Origin of the sequence: Paraburkholderia nemoris, from assembly GCF_905221015.1 — a bacterium.
Classification (GTDB): Bacteria; Pseudomonadota; Gammaproteobacteria; order Burkholderiales; family Burkholderiaceae; genus Paraburkholderia; species Paraburkholderia nemoris.
Genome location: NZ_CAJNBO010000017.1, coordinates 37,918 through 53,634, shown reverse-complemented (window position 1 = coordinate 53,634; position 15,717 = coordinate 37,918). Strand labels below are relative to the sequence as shown.

The following is a 15,717-nucleotide window of genomic DNA, read 5'->3' as shown; positions in this document are numbered from 1 at the left end:
CTATCTATCTCTATCGAATGTGATGAACTGCGCCGAGGTCCACACCTTGCTATCGTCGCGCTGACGCCCGAACACGTACACCGGGCGAAAGCCGAAGCTGGCGTTCTGCGGTGCAACTTCGAATTGCCCAGTCAGATCCACCGGCAACGGCTGATCCGTCAAACGTTCGACAGCGAGGAACAGTTCGGTGCCGCCGAGCTCATGCCGCGCCGTGCCGCTGGCAAGCAATTCCGCCCCGCTGATTTCCCAGTGAAAGGTCGGCGCGTGCGCAAATGGATTGCCCTGCAGCGGATCACCCACCTTCACGAAACCGTCGATCGTGCCTTCGATCACTATGCGCGCCTGCGCCAGATTGCTCACGTCGATCTCGATGCTATCGGCGTCGCCATAGGTATCGCTGCGAAACTCGATGTCCGTTGCCCCCGTGCGCCACGCGGCCTCCTCCACATGCTCGAAGCCTCCAGCGCCGAAATTATTGATCGTGCCGTTGATGATACGAATGCGTCCTTGCCACGATGCCCAGCGATAGCGGTCGCGAATCCGCGCGCCGCCCCAGCGGACTCGGATCAGACGTTCCGCGTAGCCAAGTTCCTCGTGCAGATTGCGCTCAACCAGCAGACCTTTGTGATCGAAGGCAGCCACATACTCCCAGCCGGCGCGCCCCAGCAAACGATAGTCGAGTGTGGCCGGCCCGCAGTGTGCGAAGGCGTCGCCCTGCCGGAACTCGCCGCAACGAACCAGCGCCGCGCTGTGCTCGCCGGTGGTGGCCCACGTCCGGCGGGCTCGTAGTGCCTCGCCGACCGAGCGCCGGTCGAGCGAATCGGACAGCACGCCGGTCAGGCCGCCATGCACGCCGAACACGCTGACGCCGGGCGCACCACCGCCGGGCCGGCCGCGATGTTCGTCGCCGCTCGCGGCCACACCGAGTTGATAACCGCGTGCGATCACGTCACGATAGAGCCAGTCGAAATGGCCCCACGTCGACGCAATTTCGACAAGCCGTTCGAGTTCCGGATGATGCCAGTCAGGGATATAGCGGCGGCCGCCCACATGCGGCATCACCAGGTGGTGAGCGGCATCGTCCACGTAGGCGTCCCACAGTTCATCCACCGGCCAGCGGCCTAGTTCGACCGCGGCGCCCTTCATATCCTCGTTCCACACCAGCGTGCGGTTGTGTTCGCCACGCGCGTTGTACGGAAACCCTGGCCGCTCGTCGCCGAGAAAAACGACGTTGTGATCGCCGCCCGCCGTCGAGCTGCCGCACCATTCCTGCACCGGATAAACGACGAAGCGTCCTGCCTCGTTGAACTGCTCGACGGTGTCGACGCCCAGTTGCCAGTTCGCATCCGTGATCTGGAAATCGTTGGCGGTGTAACCGAGTACATCGATGCTGCCGATATCGCGTGCATAGGCGGCGTTATAGGCCGGACTGTTCGTCCCCACCGTATCGTGTGCGTGAACATGCAAGTCCGCGTACAGGGAACGGGTGACCGGCAACGCGGCATCCACCGTCAGGAAGACTTCTGCCGCGCGCACGTCACGCAGCGAGGGCACATCCGCCACGATGCGCAAGCTGCCAGGCGTGGTCGGCAAGTCGGCTAGCGCTATGCTCGCCCAGCCTTCGGCCGGCAACGGCAGCTCGTGGTCGTAAATAATGTGCTGGCGTTCGTTATAGGCTCGCACGCGCACCGCACCGCCGGTATCGCGGCAGGCATTGCCCCAACGGTCCTGCAACGAAAGCCGGAACGGCGCGGCTTGCCCCGGTTGCACGAAACGCGGACCATTGAGCAGCACCTGGGCCGGCGCACCGGCGTGGATGTCGATCACGACATCGCCTGGCACCGCGACAAAACGCGAGGTGCCGAGCGGGTCGACGTAAAAACGGAAACGGAACTGATCCTCGACGAAGGTCTGCACCCGCGTACCCGGACCGCGCCGCCGGTCGCCCAAGCGGATCACGATGTGGTCGCCGGCATTCAGGTAACCGTCGGCAACATCCACAATGACGGCCTTCTGAAAGGGCCTTTCGTGGCCCTTCTGGTCGAAGCGTACGTTCAGCGACTGGACAGTCGCCGGGCTTTGTCCCGGGACGAGCGGCGTCGCGTGATATTCCGCGCTGATGTAATTGGCCGCGGTCGGATCGCTGGTCTGAAACAGTGCCCAATCCGAATAGAACTTGAAGGTCGCCTTCAGCCATGCACCATCGGCGATGCCTGAGGCGCCCACTTCATAGTCGAGCACGATTTCGCTCCAACTGCCCGCTTCGAGTTGCGTCACGTTGCAGCTCACACGTCCCGCGAACGGCAGCGCCTTATGACGCTCATACAAACCGGCCGGCGCGACATGCGGGCCGAGGCGCTTGCGCAGTGCGGCGCCCTTTGCTGCGAGCGTTGCTTCGATGCTTTCGTTGCCGTTATCGTTCTCGTGGTCGTGGTCTTTGTTCACGTCAGTGTCTCTTGCTCAAAGGATGGAGTGAAGCGCAGCGTGGTCAGTGCGCGAACGGCCAGGGCGCGGCGGGATTCCAGATCGGGATGCCCTGATACGCGTACCACGGCGCCATCACGCAGATACCGTAGACAATCGCGATCAGCACCGAGACCACGCCGACCTTGGCGTAGTCCGATGTTGTGAAGGCGCCGCTGCTATACGCAATGACGCCCGCTGTGATCTGCGTGGGCAGCAGGTAGGCAAAGCTGTCGGTATCGCTGATCAGCAGCGTGAACGCCACCGGATGCAAGCCGAGTCGCGGCGCCAACGCCAGCGCGATCGGCGCGATCATGGTCACGGCCGCGACGTTCGACAGCATGCCGATCCGGATCGCATGCGTGCCGATCATCACGATCGCCAGCATCAACCACCAGACATAGTCGTGCGCGAGTGCGTAGATGTGATCGGCGGCCCATTGCGCGAGCCCCGAATCTCTGATCGCGGCGGACAGCGAGAGCGCGCCGCCAAGCAGAAACAACGTGCCCCAGATGGTGCGTTCCTGAATGTCCTTCCAGCTCGAACGCAGCACGCCCGGCGCGAACATCAGCGCAAGTGCGATCAACGCGACGATTTCCGATTGCAAATGATGCAGCGATTCGGTGGCCCACATAACAGCGACGAATCCGAATACGGCGAGCACCAGCCAGTCCTGACGCGCCACCGGCGGCAAACTGCGGCGCGCGTCGACGATCGCCTGACGGCCGCCGGGCACCGGCACGCCGCGTGATTTGAAATAGTGCTGCACCCAGAACTGCGTCAGCACGAACATGCCGAGGTACGGCCATTGCAGCCGGAACCACGTGAAATACGAAATCCGCACACCGAGCTGCTTCTCCAGCAAACCGGAGACAACCATATTCGGCAGATGCGCGGTGAGAATGCACATGCCGCTGATCATCGAGCCATAGACCAGCGTTTGGATGACGATGGCCTTCCTTGCATTACGCTCCCGGGCGCTATCGCCAAACAGCCCGACGATGCCATTGGTCACCGGCAACAACGCAGCCGCACGAGCGTTGGCGGCGGGCACCACCAGCGACATCACGAAGTTGACGACGAACATCGCCCAGATCACGCCATTCGCCGAGCGCACCTTGAGCTTGTCGAGCAACACCAGCGCAATACGGCGGTCGAGTCCGGCCGCCTGCATGATCGCGGAAAACAGGAAAGCGGCAAGACACAGGAACACGACCGGCGCGGCGAAGCCGCTTGCGGCTTTCGGGAACGGCGTCACCGCGTGCGACAACACCAGCAGCATCGGCAGCAGAATGCCGCTCACGCCGACGGGAATCGCCTCGGTGATCCACACGATCGCCACCCACGCGACCACAGCCAGCGTAGCCCTGCCGTGCGGCGTCAGACCTTGTGGCGCGGGCAAGATCCAGGCGATAGCGACGAAGCACAGCCACGCGAGCAGGAATCCCGCGCGAGCCCTCAACAGACTCCCGCGCGCCGGCAATTGCGCCGCAGCAGAATGACTCGCGTGTTGCGGCGCGGCTGGACTGACACTTGCGACCGACGCATAGCTCGATGTTTCGTTTGCCACTTCCCCGCTCCTGTAAGGCGGCCAAGATTCGTCCGCATGGGGACATGACCTGCCGGAAAGTTGGCATAATACGTATTAATACAAGTTGTCGATCTAAGCTCTTCTCATATCCTTATACGAAGATATGGCTTAGCCCGCAGCATCAATTCATCGCAGTGCCGATGCGTACTGCAAGAGGAAAAGGAACCAATGAGCCTGGTCCGTGAGAACGTCACGTCGCTTTACGATCAGATTGCCGGCACCTTGCGCGGCGAAATAGAAAATGGCAGTTACGAGCCTTCCGGCAAGTTGCCGTCGGAAGCCGAGCTCAGCGAGCGTTTTGGCGTGAGCCGCGTGACGGTGCGTCTTGCCATCGGCAAACTGGCGGACGAAAAGCTGGTGGAACGCAAACAGGGCAAAGGCACCTTTGCCAGCGGCAAGCGCATGCAGCATCGCCTCGATGTACTGCGGGGCTTTTACGATTCACTGGCGCGCCAGGGCGCCGAGCCGCAAATGAAGCTCCTGCGCATGCAGCCTGGCAAGAAGCTGCCGGCCGACATGGCCGGTGTGTTCGCGAACGAGGTCAAGACCGCCGTGTATCTCGAGCGGCTGCATTCCGTAGACGGCGTCAGCGTCGCGCTGGCGCAGACGTGGCTGCTGCCGGAAGCGGAAACGATCTCCGAACAGCTGGCGCAAACACGGCCTTCTTACGAGATCATCGAATCGATGCCTGGATGGAAAATCGCCCGCGCGGACATGAGCATTACTGCTGTGGCGGCGTCAGCGGCTATCGCGCGCAGCCTTCGGACAAAGGAACATGCGCCCCTGCTGGTGATGAAACGGGTCTCGCGCCTTACCGATGGGCGCGTCTGCGAGTCGACGCTGTTTCATATCCGGCCGGAGCGGTATGAGTTTGTCGTGAGCAGCGCGATGAATGGCGAGCTGACTGCACGCACGGGCGAATAGGTTCCCGGCGTCACATCGACTCGCGAATGCACCGTGAAATAGGCCGATTAGTGGTTCAGTAGTCGGTCGTTTCACCGGGCAAAAAAACGGTTCTCAGGCCGTGGCAAACCCAGATTCTCGCGCAGCGTCGCGCCTTCGTATTCGCGCCGGAACAAGCCGCGCTTCTGCAACTCGGGAATGACCTTCTCAACAAAGTCGTCAAGACCGCCTGGCAGATACGGGAACATCACGTTGAACCCGTCCGAGCCCTCTTCCACCAGCCATTGCTCCATCTGATCGGCAATCATTTTCGCCGTGCCCACCATCTCGAGCCCCGAGTATCCGCCGATGCGCTGAGCGAGTTGCCGAATCGTCAGCCCGTCGCGCTGCGCCCATTCAACCACCCGTTGCCGCGCCGTGCGGCTCGCATTGGTCTCCGGAATCTCGGGCAGCGGGCCGTCCGGATCGAAACCGGACACGTCATGCCCCAATGCAATCGACAACGACGCGATGCCGCTCTCGTAGTGCACGAACGTGTCGAGCCGCGCCCGGGTTTCCAGCGCCTCTTCCAAAGTATCGCCGACAACCACGAAGGCGGCCGGCAGGATCTTCATGTGATCGCGTGCACGGCCGAGTTTTTCCATCCGGCCCTTCACATCGGCATAGAAGCGCTTGCCGTCAGCCAGCAAGGTTTGCGCGGTGAACACCACCTCGGCGGTTTCGGCGGCAATCTGGCGCCCTGCTTCCGATGAACCAGCCTGAACGATGACGGGCCATCCCTGCACGGGGCGCGCAATATTCAACGGGCCGCGCACCGAGAAGTTCTCGCTCTTGTAGTTCAGCACATGCAGTTTTTCCGGATCGAAGAAGGTGCCGGTTTCCGTATCGCGGATAAACGCATCGTCGGCCCAACTGTCCCAGAGTCCGGTGACCACGTCGAAGAACTCGCGAGCACGCCGATACCGCTCGTCGTGTTCGACGTGCTCGTCGAGACCGAAATTGAGCGCGGCATCGGGGTTCGATGTGGTCACGAGATTCCATCCGGCGCGGCCGCCGCTGATATGGTCGAGCGAGGCAAACCGTCTTGCGACGTGATACGGCGCATCGAACGTAGTGGACGCCGTGGCGATGAGCCCCAGCCGTTCCGTGACCGCCGCCAGCGCAGGCAGCAACGTCAGCGGCTCGAACGACGTGACCGTGTGGCTATGCTTGAGCGCGTCGAGCGGCATGTTGAGCACCGCGAGGTGATCCGCCATGAAGAACGCGTCGAAGCGGCCACGCTCGAGCGTCTGGGCGAAACGCTTCAGGTGCGCAAAATTGAAGTTGGCGTCGGGATAGGCGCCGGGATAGCGCCATGCGCCGGTATGAATTGTCGTCGGACGCATGAAAGCGCCGAGGCGAAGCTGACGTGACATGTAGCAAGCTCCATCGCAAACAGGTCGGGCCAGTTTAATCGTCCTTCGCCGACGCTGCTTGCGACCGCCCGCCGCCCCGTACTCGCCCGCCGAACGAGACGCGCAGGGGCTCCGGCGCTATCGGGCACGCCGAAAGCTGTTCCGCAGAAATGCAAAGCACAAAATCTTCGTTCGCCCCTCAAGGCTCCCTCACTAGACTGTGATCCAACTTGTCATAACAAGTAAAGACAACCCACAGATCATGCAGAAACCCAACCCGGCCAACGTGCTGCCTCTCTCCGCCCCGCCGCTCTACGAGCAGATCAAGACTGCTTTGCGCTCGCGCATTCTCGACGGCACGTATGCGGCCCATTCGCAGATGCCGTCTGAAAACGACCTCTGCGCGATGTTCAACGTCAGCCGCATCACCGTGCGGCAAGCACTCGGCGATCTGCAAAAAGAAGGCCTCGTTTTCAAACTGCACGGCAAGGGCACCTTTGTCTCCAAGCCGAAAGCCTTCCAGAACGTCAGCGCGCTGCAAGGCTTCGCCGAAGCGATGTCGTCGATGGGCTACGAGATCGTCAACCAGCTCAAGCATATCCGCTTCATTCCCGCCACCGCGCACATCGCCGGCCGCCTTCAACTGCCCGAAGGCACGAAGGTCGCGGAAATCCGTCGCGTGCGGATGCTCAATCGCGAGCCGGTATCCCTCGAAATCACGTGGGTGCCGGAAGCGTTAGGCAAGCGCATCTCAAACGCGGACCTCGTCACACGCGACATCTTCCTCATTATCGAGAACGACTGCGCGGTGCCGCTCGGCCACGCCGACGTCTCCATCGACGCGATTCTCGCCGACGATGAAATCGTCGAAGCCCTGAACGTTGAAGAAGGCAGCCCGGTGCTGCGCATCGAACGTCTCACGCATAGCGCGGACGGCACGCCGATCGACTACGAATACCTCTATTTCCGCGGCGACGCGTTTCAGTACCGCTTTCGCATCGACCGCCAGAAAGAGAAGAAGACTACAAGGAAGAGCAAATGAATACGCACGTGATCGAGTACGACCTGGTCGTCGTGGGGGGCGGCACCGCCGGTCCGATGGCTGCCGTCAAAGCAAAAGAACAGAATCCAAATCTGAAGGTCCTGCTGCTGGAAAAGGCCAACGTCAAGCGCAGCGGCGCGATTTCGATGGGCATGGATGGGTTGAATAACGCCATCATCCCAGGCCACGCCACGCCCGAGCAGTACACCAAGGAAATCACCATCGCCAACGACGGCATCGTCGATCAGGCAGCCGTCTACGCGTACGCCCGGCACAGCTTCAAGACCATCGAAGAGCTCGACCGCTGGGGCGTGAAGTTCGAAAAAGACGGCACAGGCGACTATGCGGTCAAGAAAGTGCATCACATGGGCTCCTATGTTCTGCCCATGCCAGAAGGCCATGACATCAAGAAAGTGCTCTACCGGCAGCTCAAACGCGCGCGCATTGCGATCACCAATCGCATCGTCGTCACGCGTGTTCTGACCGATGCGCAAGGGCGCGCTTGCGGCGTACTGGGCTTCGATTGCCGTACGGCGGATTTCTATGTGGTGCGCGCGAAGGCCGTCATTCTCAGTTGTGGGGCAGCAGGACGCCTCGGTTTGCCGTCCTCGGGCTACCTGATGGGCACCTACGAAAACCCCACCAACGCAGGCGACGGTTACGCGATGGCCTATCACGCAGGTGCCGCGCTAGCGAACCTCGAATGCTTCCAGATCAATCCGCTGATCAAGGACTACAACGGCCCCGCCTGCGCTTATGTGACGGGCCCGCTCGGCGGCTTCACCGCGAACGGCAAGGGTGAACGTTTTATCGAATGCGATTACTGGAGCGGCCAGATGATGTGGGAGTTCTATCAGGAACTCCAAAGCGGCAATGGGCCGGTATTTTTGAAGCTCGACCACCTCGCCGAAGAAACCATTCAAACCATCGAGCAAATTCTGCACACGAATGAACGCCCGAGCCGGGGACGATTTCATGCGGGACGCGGCACCGATTACCGGCAGCAGATGATCGAGATGCACATCTCGGAGATCGGCTTTTGCAGCGGCCATAGCGCATCCGGCGTCTACGTGAACGAGCGCGCGGAAACCACGGTCGCCGGTCTCTACGCCGCCGGCGACATGGCCGCTGTACCGCACAACTACATGCTCGGTGCATTCACGTACGGCTGGTTCGCGGGGCAAAACGCGGCGCAATACGTCGACGGCCGTGATCATGCGGCGCTCGATAACGAGCAGATCGAAGCCGAACGGGCGCGGATCTATGCGCCGCTCGAACGGGAGACAGGGCTTGCGCCGGCGCAAGTCGAATACAAGCTGCGCCGCATGGTGAACGATTATCTTCAGCCGCCGAAGGTCACGCGCAAGATGGAAATCGGCCTGCAACGTTTCGCGGAAATCGCCACCGACATCGATCAGATCAAAGCCGACAATCCGCACGAACTGATGCGCGCCGCTGAAGTTCGTGCGATTCGCGACTGCGCCGAAATGGCGGCCCATGCGTCGCTGTATCGCACGGAAAGCCGCTGGGGGCTGTACCACCATCGCGTCGATTATCCGCAGCGTAATGACGCGGATTGGTTCTGCCACACGCATCTGAAGAAAGACGCAGCAGGTCGCATGGTCAGCGAAAAACGCGCTGTCGAGCCGTACGTGGTGCCGCTCGACACCCACGAGAGTCACGCCTATCAGAACCTGCGCATCGGCGAGCCCGCGCTGGCCGACGCTTGAGGAGCCACCATGTCTACGACACCGCACAACATTTTCCAGCGCAGCGCCGCGCCGGTCACGATCGACGAAGACAAATGCATCGCCGACAAGGGCTGCACAGTCTGCGTGGATGTGTGCCCGCTCGACCTGCTCGCGATCGACCTGAGCAAAGGCAAGGCCTACATGAAGTTCGACGAATGCTGGTACTGCATGCCGTGCGAGAAGGATTGCCCGACCGATGCGGTCAGGGTCGACATTCCTTATCTGCTGCGCTAGTAGCGAACCCTCAAAACACCACTCAACTCATGACCGATATTTCGCTTCCGCTGACGTTCGACCCCGACTCCCTCGATCCGGAAGCCGCCGCACTCCTGCCGCGCCTCGCATCCGCGGACGCCGCCGTGCGCCGCATCGCCCTCCTTGCGCTCGCCGACCTCGAAGACGAAGCCGTACTCGGACCGATTGTCGCCGCGTTGCGCACCGACCCATCATCGGACGTTCGCGCTCAGGCCGCCGAAGTGCTCGGTGCATGGGAGCGCACTGACGCGGTTGAGGCACTATGCGAAGCGCTGGCAGATCATGCGGAAGATGTCCGCGACGCAGCCGCGCTGAGTCTGTCCAATCTGAAGGATCCTGAATCCGGGCCTTTGCTCGCGCCGTGGACCGCGCATAGCGATCCGTTCGTGCGCCAGGCTGTGCTTCGCGGTCTGCGCGAATTGCGCTATGCGGGTGCGTTGGAACCCGCGCTGGCCGCGCTGAACGCAAGCGAAGATGGTGTGCGGCTCGAAGCCGTGAGCGTGCTCGGCTGGTTGAAGAGCGAACGAGCGCTGGCCCCTCTTACCGCCACCGCCGCGCAGGATGCGAGCGCCGCCGTGCGGCGCGCTGCAATCGGCGCGTTGGGCATCGGCGCAGCAGCGACGGATGAGACCATCGCCGCGTTGCTCAGCGCGTTGCGCGATGCCGCGTGGCAGGTCCGTGAAGAAGCGGCGGCCACGCTCGGCAAACTGCGCGCTTCGAGCGCACAGGATGCACTGATCGCGGCCCTCCACGACGACTACTGGCAAGTCCGTTTGCAGGCGGTCCGCGCGCTAGGCAAACTCGGCGATGCAAACGCAAACGCTACCGCGAGCACGGCAGTCGCCGCGTTGCTCACGCATGCGATCAGCAATCTGCGCAAGGAAGCGGCATTGTCGCTTGGCGAATTAGGTGACACAACGTCACTGCCCGCCTTGCACGCAGCCGCGACCGATCCCGACCCGGAAGTACGCAAGGCCGCACGGATAGCGTTGGCACAGCTTGAAAAGGCGCACTGATGAACGCGCCCGAACACGTGACGATTCATGCCGCGACGGGGCGACTGTCTCTAACGTGGCGTGATGGCAAAACGAAGTGGATCGACAACGCCACACTGAGAGAACGGTGCCCTTGCTCAACATGCCGTCGCTTGATGCATTCGGGCAAGACGGCGCGAATCGAGCCACACCTCGCAATTGTCGACATGCAGCCGATGGGCTACGGCGTGCAGATCGCGTTCAGCGACGGACACGCGCAGGGGATCTATCCGTGGGATTATCTGGCGGGAATTGCCTGAATGCAGGCGTAAGAAAACGGCGGCCGTAACAAACGGCCGCCGTTTTTCATTAGCGTCGCGAAGACAACCGACGCACAACCGACACGAGCGCATCGACTTCATCGCAGGTGTTGTAGAACGCAAGCGACGGCCTCACCGTAGCTTCCACGCCAAAGCGCCGCAAGATCGGCTGCGCACAATGATGCCCCGAGCGCACGGCGATGCCCTCTTCGTTCAGCGCCTGCCCTACTTCCTCGGTCTCGTAGCCCTTCAACACAAAGGACAACACGCTGGCCTTGTCGCGCGCCGTGCCAATCAGGCGCACCCCCGGCACGGGCTGCAACACGCTCGTCGCATACGCCAGCAGATCGTGTTCATAGCGCGCAATATTCTCGATGCCCACGCGCTGAACGTAATCGATCGCAGCACCCAGACCCACTGCATCTGCGATATTGCCCGTACCCGCTTCGAAACGATTCGGCGGAGGCTGGAATACGGTGCGCTCGAAGGTGACGTCCGCGATCATGTTGCCGCCACCCTGCCAGGGCGGCATGTCTTCCAGAATCGCGCGCTTGCCGTAGACCACGCCGATGCCGGTCGGACCGAACACCTTGTGCCCCGAGAACACGAAGAAGTCCGCATCAAGCGCCTGCACGTCTACCCGCATATGCGACACAGACTGAGCACCATCGACCAACGCTTTCGCACCTGCACGATGTGCGAGCTCGACGATCTCCTTCACCGGCACCACGGTGCCCAACGCATTCGACACCTGCGTGACCGACACAATTTTCGTTCGGTCATTGAGCAGCCGACGATATTCGTCGAGCAGAACCTGGCCACTGTCGTCGACCGGAATCACGCGCAGCTTGGCACCGGTTTGCGCGGCAAGCTGCTGCCACGGCACGATGTTGGCGTGATGCTCCAGATGCGAGACGATGATCTCGTCGCCCTCGCCAACGTTCTGCACACCCCACGTCTTCGCGATCAGGTTGATCGCTTCGGTGGTGCCGCGCACGAAGATGATTTCCTCCGGCGATGCCGCGCCGATGAAACGCTGCACCTTGCTGCGTGCGGCTTCGTACGCATCTGTGGCGCGGCCGGCTAGTGCATGGGCAGCCCGATGGATATTCGAGTTTTCATGCGCGTAGAAATACGCGAGCCGATCGATCACCGCCTGCGGTTTGTGCGTGGTCGCGGCATTATCGAACCACACCAGCTGACGGCCGTTCACACGCTCCTGCAGAATCGGAAAGTCCCGGCGGATCGCATTCACATCGAACGGCGGATGTGCTGACGGCCCGGCATGCGGCACGCCATCCGTCTTAGCGGAAGAGTGCCCGGGAAACTGCGATCCCTCATTCAGATTCAGGAAATAGTGCGAACCGGCGGTGTGCTGTGCCGGTGCGACGCCCGGTGCCGCTTGCGATGCTGCCGGCCTGTCGTACGGAAAGCGCTGCTCGGCGAGCGGCTGATCGACACCAGGGAGTCCGAGCGATTGCGCGCTGACTTCATTCCAACCCGGCACGACGATATCCGGCGAAGCCACCGTCGATGTCCGGGCTTGTGCCGTTTCGCCCAGGAAATAATAAGGCGACGCAGGCGCTGCACCACCCGCGGACGGACGCTGCGCACCGTGTGCTTCAGGTACGCCCAGCGCCGCCCCGCCAAAACGCGGATCGAGCGCCGGCGCAACGGTCACCGCGCTATCCGGCAAGCCGTTCTGCGCAACGGCATGGGGAGCCAACGCAGGCGCGCGATTCCCCAACGACAGAACATGCGTCGGCGCTGAAGGCAACAGGTTGCCTCCCGGCACATGCCCCTGCGGCAACGCTGCACCGGGCACACCCGTGCCCGCGCCGCCGGGACCCGCGAGCGGCGAACCGGCCGGGGCCGGATTGCTGATCTCGCCGGTCACAGGCGCCGTGTACGGCAGCGTGGCGGCCACGTCGGGCGCACCGCCTACCTGCGGCGCGTTGCCCGGCAGCGCCGAGAAGAACGCATTGGCGAGTGACGCCAACGTCGCCGGATCAGGCAAACCCGCGGGCGGACCCGTCGGCACATCGTGCGGCAGGACGCTATCCATGGGCTTACTTGTAGGTGTCTGGGTAGTCATGGTACTTGCCGATCTCCACGTCATCGAGAACCGCCAGCGCGTCCGGCGAATGCACCGCGAGCGAGCAATAGAGCGAGATCAGATACGACGCGATCGCATGGTTGTTGATGCCCATGAAGCGGACCGACAGACCCGGACCCTGTTCGCCGGCCACACCCGGCTGGAACAGACCGACCACGCCCTGGCGTTTGTCGCCCACGCGCAGCAGCAGGATCTTGGTCTTGCCATCGGCAACCGGCACCTTGTCCGATGGAATCAGCGGAATGCCACGCCATGTCAGGAACTGCGAGCCGAACAGGCTGACCGTCGGCGGCGGCACGCCACGGCGTGTGCATTCACGGCCGAAGGCGGCAATCGCGAGCGGATGCGTCAGGAAGAATGCCGGCTCTTTCCATACCTTGGTCAGCAATTCGTCGAGATCGTCGGGCGTCGGCGCACCGGTCAACGGAAACACGCGCTGCTCTTCGGCCACGTTCGCAAGCAGGCCGTAGTCCGGGTTGTTGATCAACTGGCTTTCCTGCAATTCCTTGATCGTTTCGATCGTGAGGCGCAGTTGTTCCTTGATCTGGTCATGCGGGCTGCTGTACAGATCGGAGATCCGCGTATGCACGTCGAGCACGGTGCTGACCGCATTCAGGAAGTACTCACGCGGTTGCTCTTCGTACGGCACGAATGTGCGCGGCAGGATGCTTTCATCTTCGCGCGCGGTGCAGGCCGCCTTGACGGCTTCAGGATTCTTCACCTGGTTCAGACGGTAGATGCCTGCCTCGACCGGCAGCCATTGCAGCAGATGCGTGAGCCAGCGGGGCGTGATCGTGGCGAGTTGCGGAACGGTTTTGGTGGCATTGGCTAGTTGCCGTGCTGCGGTATCGCCGAGCGCCGTCAGGCCGCCGACTGTTGCTGTCATCTGAAGCTCCAGGATTGATAGAAGAAAAACAGGAAAGCTTATGAACGAAAGTGATTATGGGAAGACGCCCCTGGCCGTTCAACATGCTATAGACGGCAAAGCAGCGGTCTAACGAGCGGACGCAGGATCGATGAGTGCGGCGGAATGGGGGCGCGCGGCCACGCTCACGCCATCGGACGAATGACTGAGCAGGCGTTCGACCGGCACGTTGAAAGCACGGGCAAGCTTGTCGAGCGTGACAATCGACGCGATCGCAGAACCGCGCTCGATCTCGCCGACATAAGACCGGTTGAGCCCGGCGTGCTCGGCCAATTGCTCCTGCGACCAGCCGGACGCCTCACGAAAGCGCCGCACCGCGGCGCCGAAGTCTCTGACGAGCACGCTCATCGAGCCGCTCCGGCCGTGGCAGGCTCCGCGACTGTCTCCTGATCGCGCAGCGGCCGTTCGCGGACTGCTGCGGCGCTCGTGCCTTCGTTGCGCGACACAGCCTGCGTCACATGCGAACCCGGCGCGACATCCTGCGTGACCCACACATTGCCGCCGATCACCGCGCCCTGCCCGAGCGTGACGCGTCCAAGAATGGTGGCGCCCGCGTAAATCACGACGTCGTCCTCGACGATCGGATGACGTGCGTGGCCCTTTTCCAGATGACCCTGCGCATCGCGCGGAAAACGCTTCGCGCCCAGCGTGACCGCCTGATAGAGCCGAACGCGTTCGCCGATGATGGCCGTTTCACCGATCACCACACCCGTCCCGTGATCGATGAAGAACCCCGCGCCGATCCGCGCGCCAGGATGAATGTCGATACCGGTCTGCGCATGTGCGAGCTCGGCGATGATGCGCGCCAGCAGCGGCAGCCCCAACCCGTAGAGCTCATGGGCGAGCCGATGGTGGATCATCGCCAGCACGCCGGGGTAGCACAGCAGGACTTCATCCACACTGCCGGCCGCCGGGTCGCCGTGAAACGCGGCCAATACGTCGCTATCGAGCAAGCTGCGAATCGCCGGCAAGCGCGCCGCGAAAGCGCGCACCGCGATACCGGCCTGCGCCTCGATCGTGGCGGCCGGCGGCGGTTGATGGCGGCTGCGATAGTGAAACTCCAGACGCGCCTGACTCAGCAACGCATGCAGCGCAGCGTCGAGCGCGTGCCCGACATAGAAGTTTTCGCTTTCCTGACGCAGATCGGGTGGCCCGAGCCGCATCGGAAAAAGCACGCCCTTCAGCGTTTCGATGATCTCCGAGAGCGCTTCGCGCCCCGGCAATTCGCGCCCGCCCGGCTCGAGCGAGCGCTTCTGCACTTCGCGCCATTGCTGGCGGACCGTCTGAAGCGCGTGAACAATCTCATCGACATCAAACACAGCCACAGCGGTTACTCCCCGTAAAGTGCAGCATGGACGATCAGACTGTCAGTCCTGAATCCACGGCAGGCCATGAAAGCGCCAGCCATTGCTGGCGCCGCGCCGTTGCGCGCCGTCCAGTTCCCCTTCAAAGCCTTCCAGAACATTGAAGACCTGCGTGAAGCCGGCTTTCGCCGCGGCCTCGGCGGCCAGTGCCGAGCGGTTGCCGCTGCGGCACAGCAGCAGCACGACGGCGTCCTTGCCGGTTTTTGCTTCCAGTTCACGCGCAAAGCGCGGATTGCGCGTCAGGCTCGTGCCTGTCGCCCACGCGACGTGCAGGCTGTCCGGCACGAGTCCAACGAATTTGCGTTCTTCGGCGGTACGCACGTCCACCAGCACGGCGTCGCCGGCCTGGACGAGCGCCCACGCATCCTTTGGCGACAGGCCGCCGGCATAGGGCAAGCCGGCTTCGGCGGCGTTCGCACGGGCGGCTTCGAGCAATGCAAGCGTGGGGCGTTCTGCGAGTTCAAGCGTCATGATGTCTCCGTCGATATCGCGCGAATCAGTACGCGCGGGTCTAAGCCATCTGCGAATGCAACCGCCTATAGCCATCAGAAGACACTATGAAAGAGAGTTAGCCGAAGCCGAACCAATTAATTGTCATTTCTAAAGAAGCATCGGTTCG

General features: G+C 62.4%; 14 protein-coding genes. 6 read left to right on the top strand and 8 right to left on the bottom strand.

All coding sequences use genetic code 11. The annotated features are described in order from the left end of the window. Window positions 1–2,445 carry a hypothetical protein gene (locus KHO33_RS25150; protein WP_236062565.1) on the bottom strand — a complete coding sequence of 815 codons (2,445 nt, stop codon included), beginning with the start codon at window positions 2,443–2,445 and terminating at the stop codon, window positions 1–3. A 43-nt stretch (window positions 2,446–2,488) separates the two neighbouring features. Beyond that, the gene (locus tag KHO33_RS25145; RefSeq protein WP_054040034.1) at window positions 2,489–4,033 is read right to left on the bottom strand and encodes an SLC13 family permease; all 1,545 of its coding nucleotides are present in this window, start codon (window positions 4,031–4,033) and stop codon (window positions 2,489–2,491) included. A gap of 189 nt (window positions 4,034–4,222) precedes the next feature. Here KHO33_RS25145 and KHO33_RS25140 point away from each other — a divergent pair, with 189 nt between their 5' ends. Beyond that, complete coding sequence (locus tag KHO33_RS25140) at window positions 4,223–4,978, top strand: GntR family transcriptional regulator (protein ID WP_054040032.1); 756 nt, start codon at window positions 4,223–4,225, stop codon at window positions 4,976–4,978. 71 nt (window positions 4,979–5,049) lie between these two features. Here the strand turns inward: KHO33_RS25140 and KHO33_RS25135 are convergent, their stop codons facing one another. Continuing rightward, the gene (locus KHO33_RS25135; protein WP_054040030.1) at window positions 5,050–6,372 is read right to left on the bottom strand and encodes an LLM class flavin-dependent oxidoreductase; all 1,323 of its coding nucleotides are present in this window, start codon (window positions 6,370–6,372) and stop codon (window positions 5,050–5,052) included. 241 nt (window positions 6,373–6,613) lie between these two features. On the opposite strand from KHO33_RS25135, the gene KHO33_RS25130 reads away from it, so the two are divergent. From KHO33_RS25130 to KHO33_RS25110, 5 genes are read left to right on the top strand one after another with little or no spacing between them, the layout of a single operon-like run. After that, window positions 6,614–7,393 (top strand): GntR family transcriptional regulator, encoded by a 780-nt coding sequence (locus KHO33_RS25130; protein ID WP_054040027.1) that lies wholly within the window; start codon window positions 6,614–6,616, stop codon window positions 7,391–7,393. Continuing rightward, a complete protein-coding gene (locus tag KHO33_RS25125; RefSeq protein WP_200565660.1) occupies window positions 7,390–9,123 on the top strand; it encodes a fumarate reductase/succinate dehydrogenase flavoprotein subunit in 1,734 nt (577 codons plus the stop codon). The genes KHO33_RS25130 and KHO33_RS25125 overlap by 4 nt, the downstream gene beginning before the upstream one ends. Window positions 9,124–9,132: 9 nt before the next feature. After that, a complete protein-coding gene (locus KHO33_RS25120) occupies window positions 9,133–9,378 on the top strand; it encodes a 4Fe-4S dicluster domain-containing protein (RefSeq protein WP_054040025.1) in 246 nt (81 codons plus the stop codon). A gap of 29 nt (window positions 9,379–9,407) precedes the next feature. Continuing rightward, window positions 9,408–10,415, top strand: a complete 1,008-nt coding sequence (locus KHO33_RS25115) for a HEAT repeat domain-containing protein (protein WP_054040023.1) — start codon at window positions 9,408–9,410, stop codon at window positions 10,413–10,415. Beyond that, complete coding sequence (locus tag KHO33_RS25110) at window positions 10,415–10,693, top strand: DUF971 domain-containing protein (protein ID WP_054040021.1); 279 nt, start codon at window positions 10,415–10,417, stop codon at window positions 10,691–10,693. Before KHO33_RS25115 ends, KHO33_RS25110 begins: the two co-directional genes overlap by 1 nt. A 49-nt stretch (window positions 10,694–10,742) precedes the next feature. Here KHO33_RS25110 and KHO33_RS25105 read toward each other — a convergent pair whose 3' ends face one another. The 5 genes from KHO33_RS25105 to KHO33_RS25085 form a co-directional block, all read right to left on the bottom strand. Then, the gene (locus KHO33_RS25105) at window positions 10,743–12,788 is read right to left on the bottom strand and encodes a family 2A encapsulin nanocompartment cargo protein cysteine desulfurase (protein ID WP_054040019.1); all 2,046 of its coding nucleotides are present in this window, start codon (window positions 12,786–12,788) and stop codon (window positions 10,743–10,745) included. Then, complete coding sequence (locus KHO33_RS25100) at window positions 12,763–13,695, bottom strand: family 2A encapsulin nanocompartment shell protein (RefSeq protein WP_054040017.1); 933 nt, start codon at window positions 13,693–13,695, stop codon at window positions 12,763–12,765. The genes KHO33_RS25105 and KHO33_RS25100 overlap by 26 nt, the downstream gene beginning before the upstream one ends. Before the next feature lie 108 nt (window positions 13,696–13,803). After that, window positions 13,804–14,082, bottom strand: coding sequence for a helix-turn-helix domain-containing protein (locus tag KHO33_RS25095; protein ID WP_054040015.1), 279 nt, complete (start codon window positions 14,080–14,082; stop codon window positions 13,804–13,806). Next, window positions 14,079–15,059: a serine O-acetyltransferase EpsC gene (gene epsC, locus KHO33_RS25090; protein ID WP_054040013.1), complete on the bottom strand. Its 981-nt coding sequence runs from the start codon at window positions 15,057–15,059 to the stop codon at window positions 14,079–14,081. The genes KHO33_RS25095 and epsC overlap by 4 nt, the downstream gene beginning before the upstream one ends. Window positions 15,060–15,101: 42 nt before the next feature. After that, window positions 15,102–15,569, bottom strand: a complete 468-nt coding sequence (locus KHO33_RS25085) for a rhodanese-like domain-containing protein (RefSeq protein WP_054040011.1) — start codon at window positions 15,567–15,569, stop codon at window positions 15,102–15,104. Window positions 15,570–15,717 lie beyond the last annotated feature (148 nt).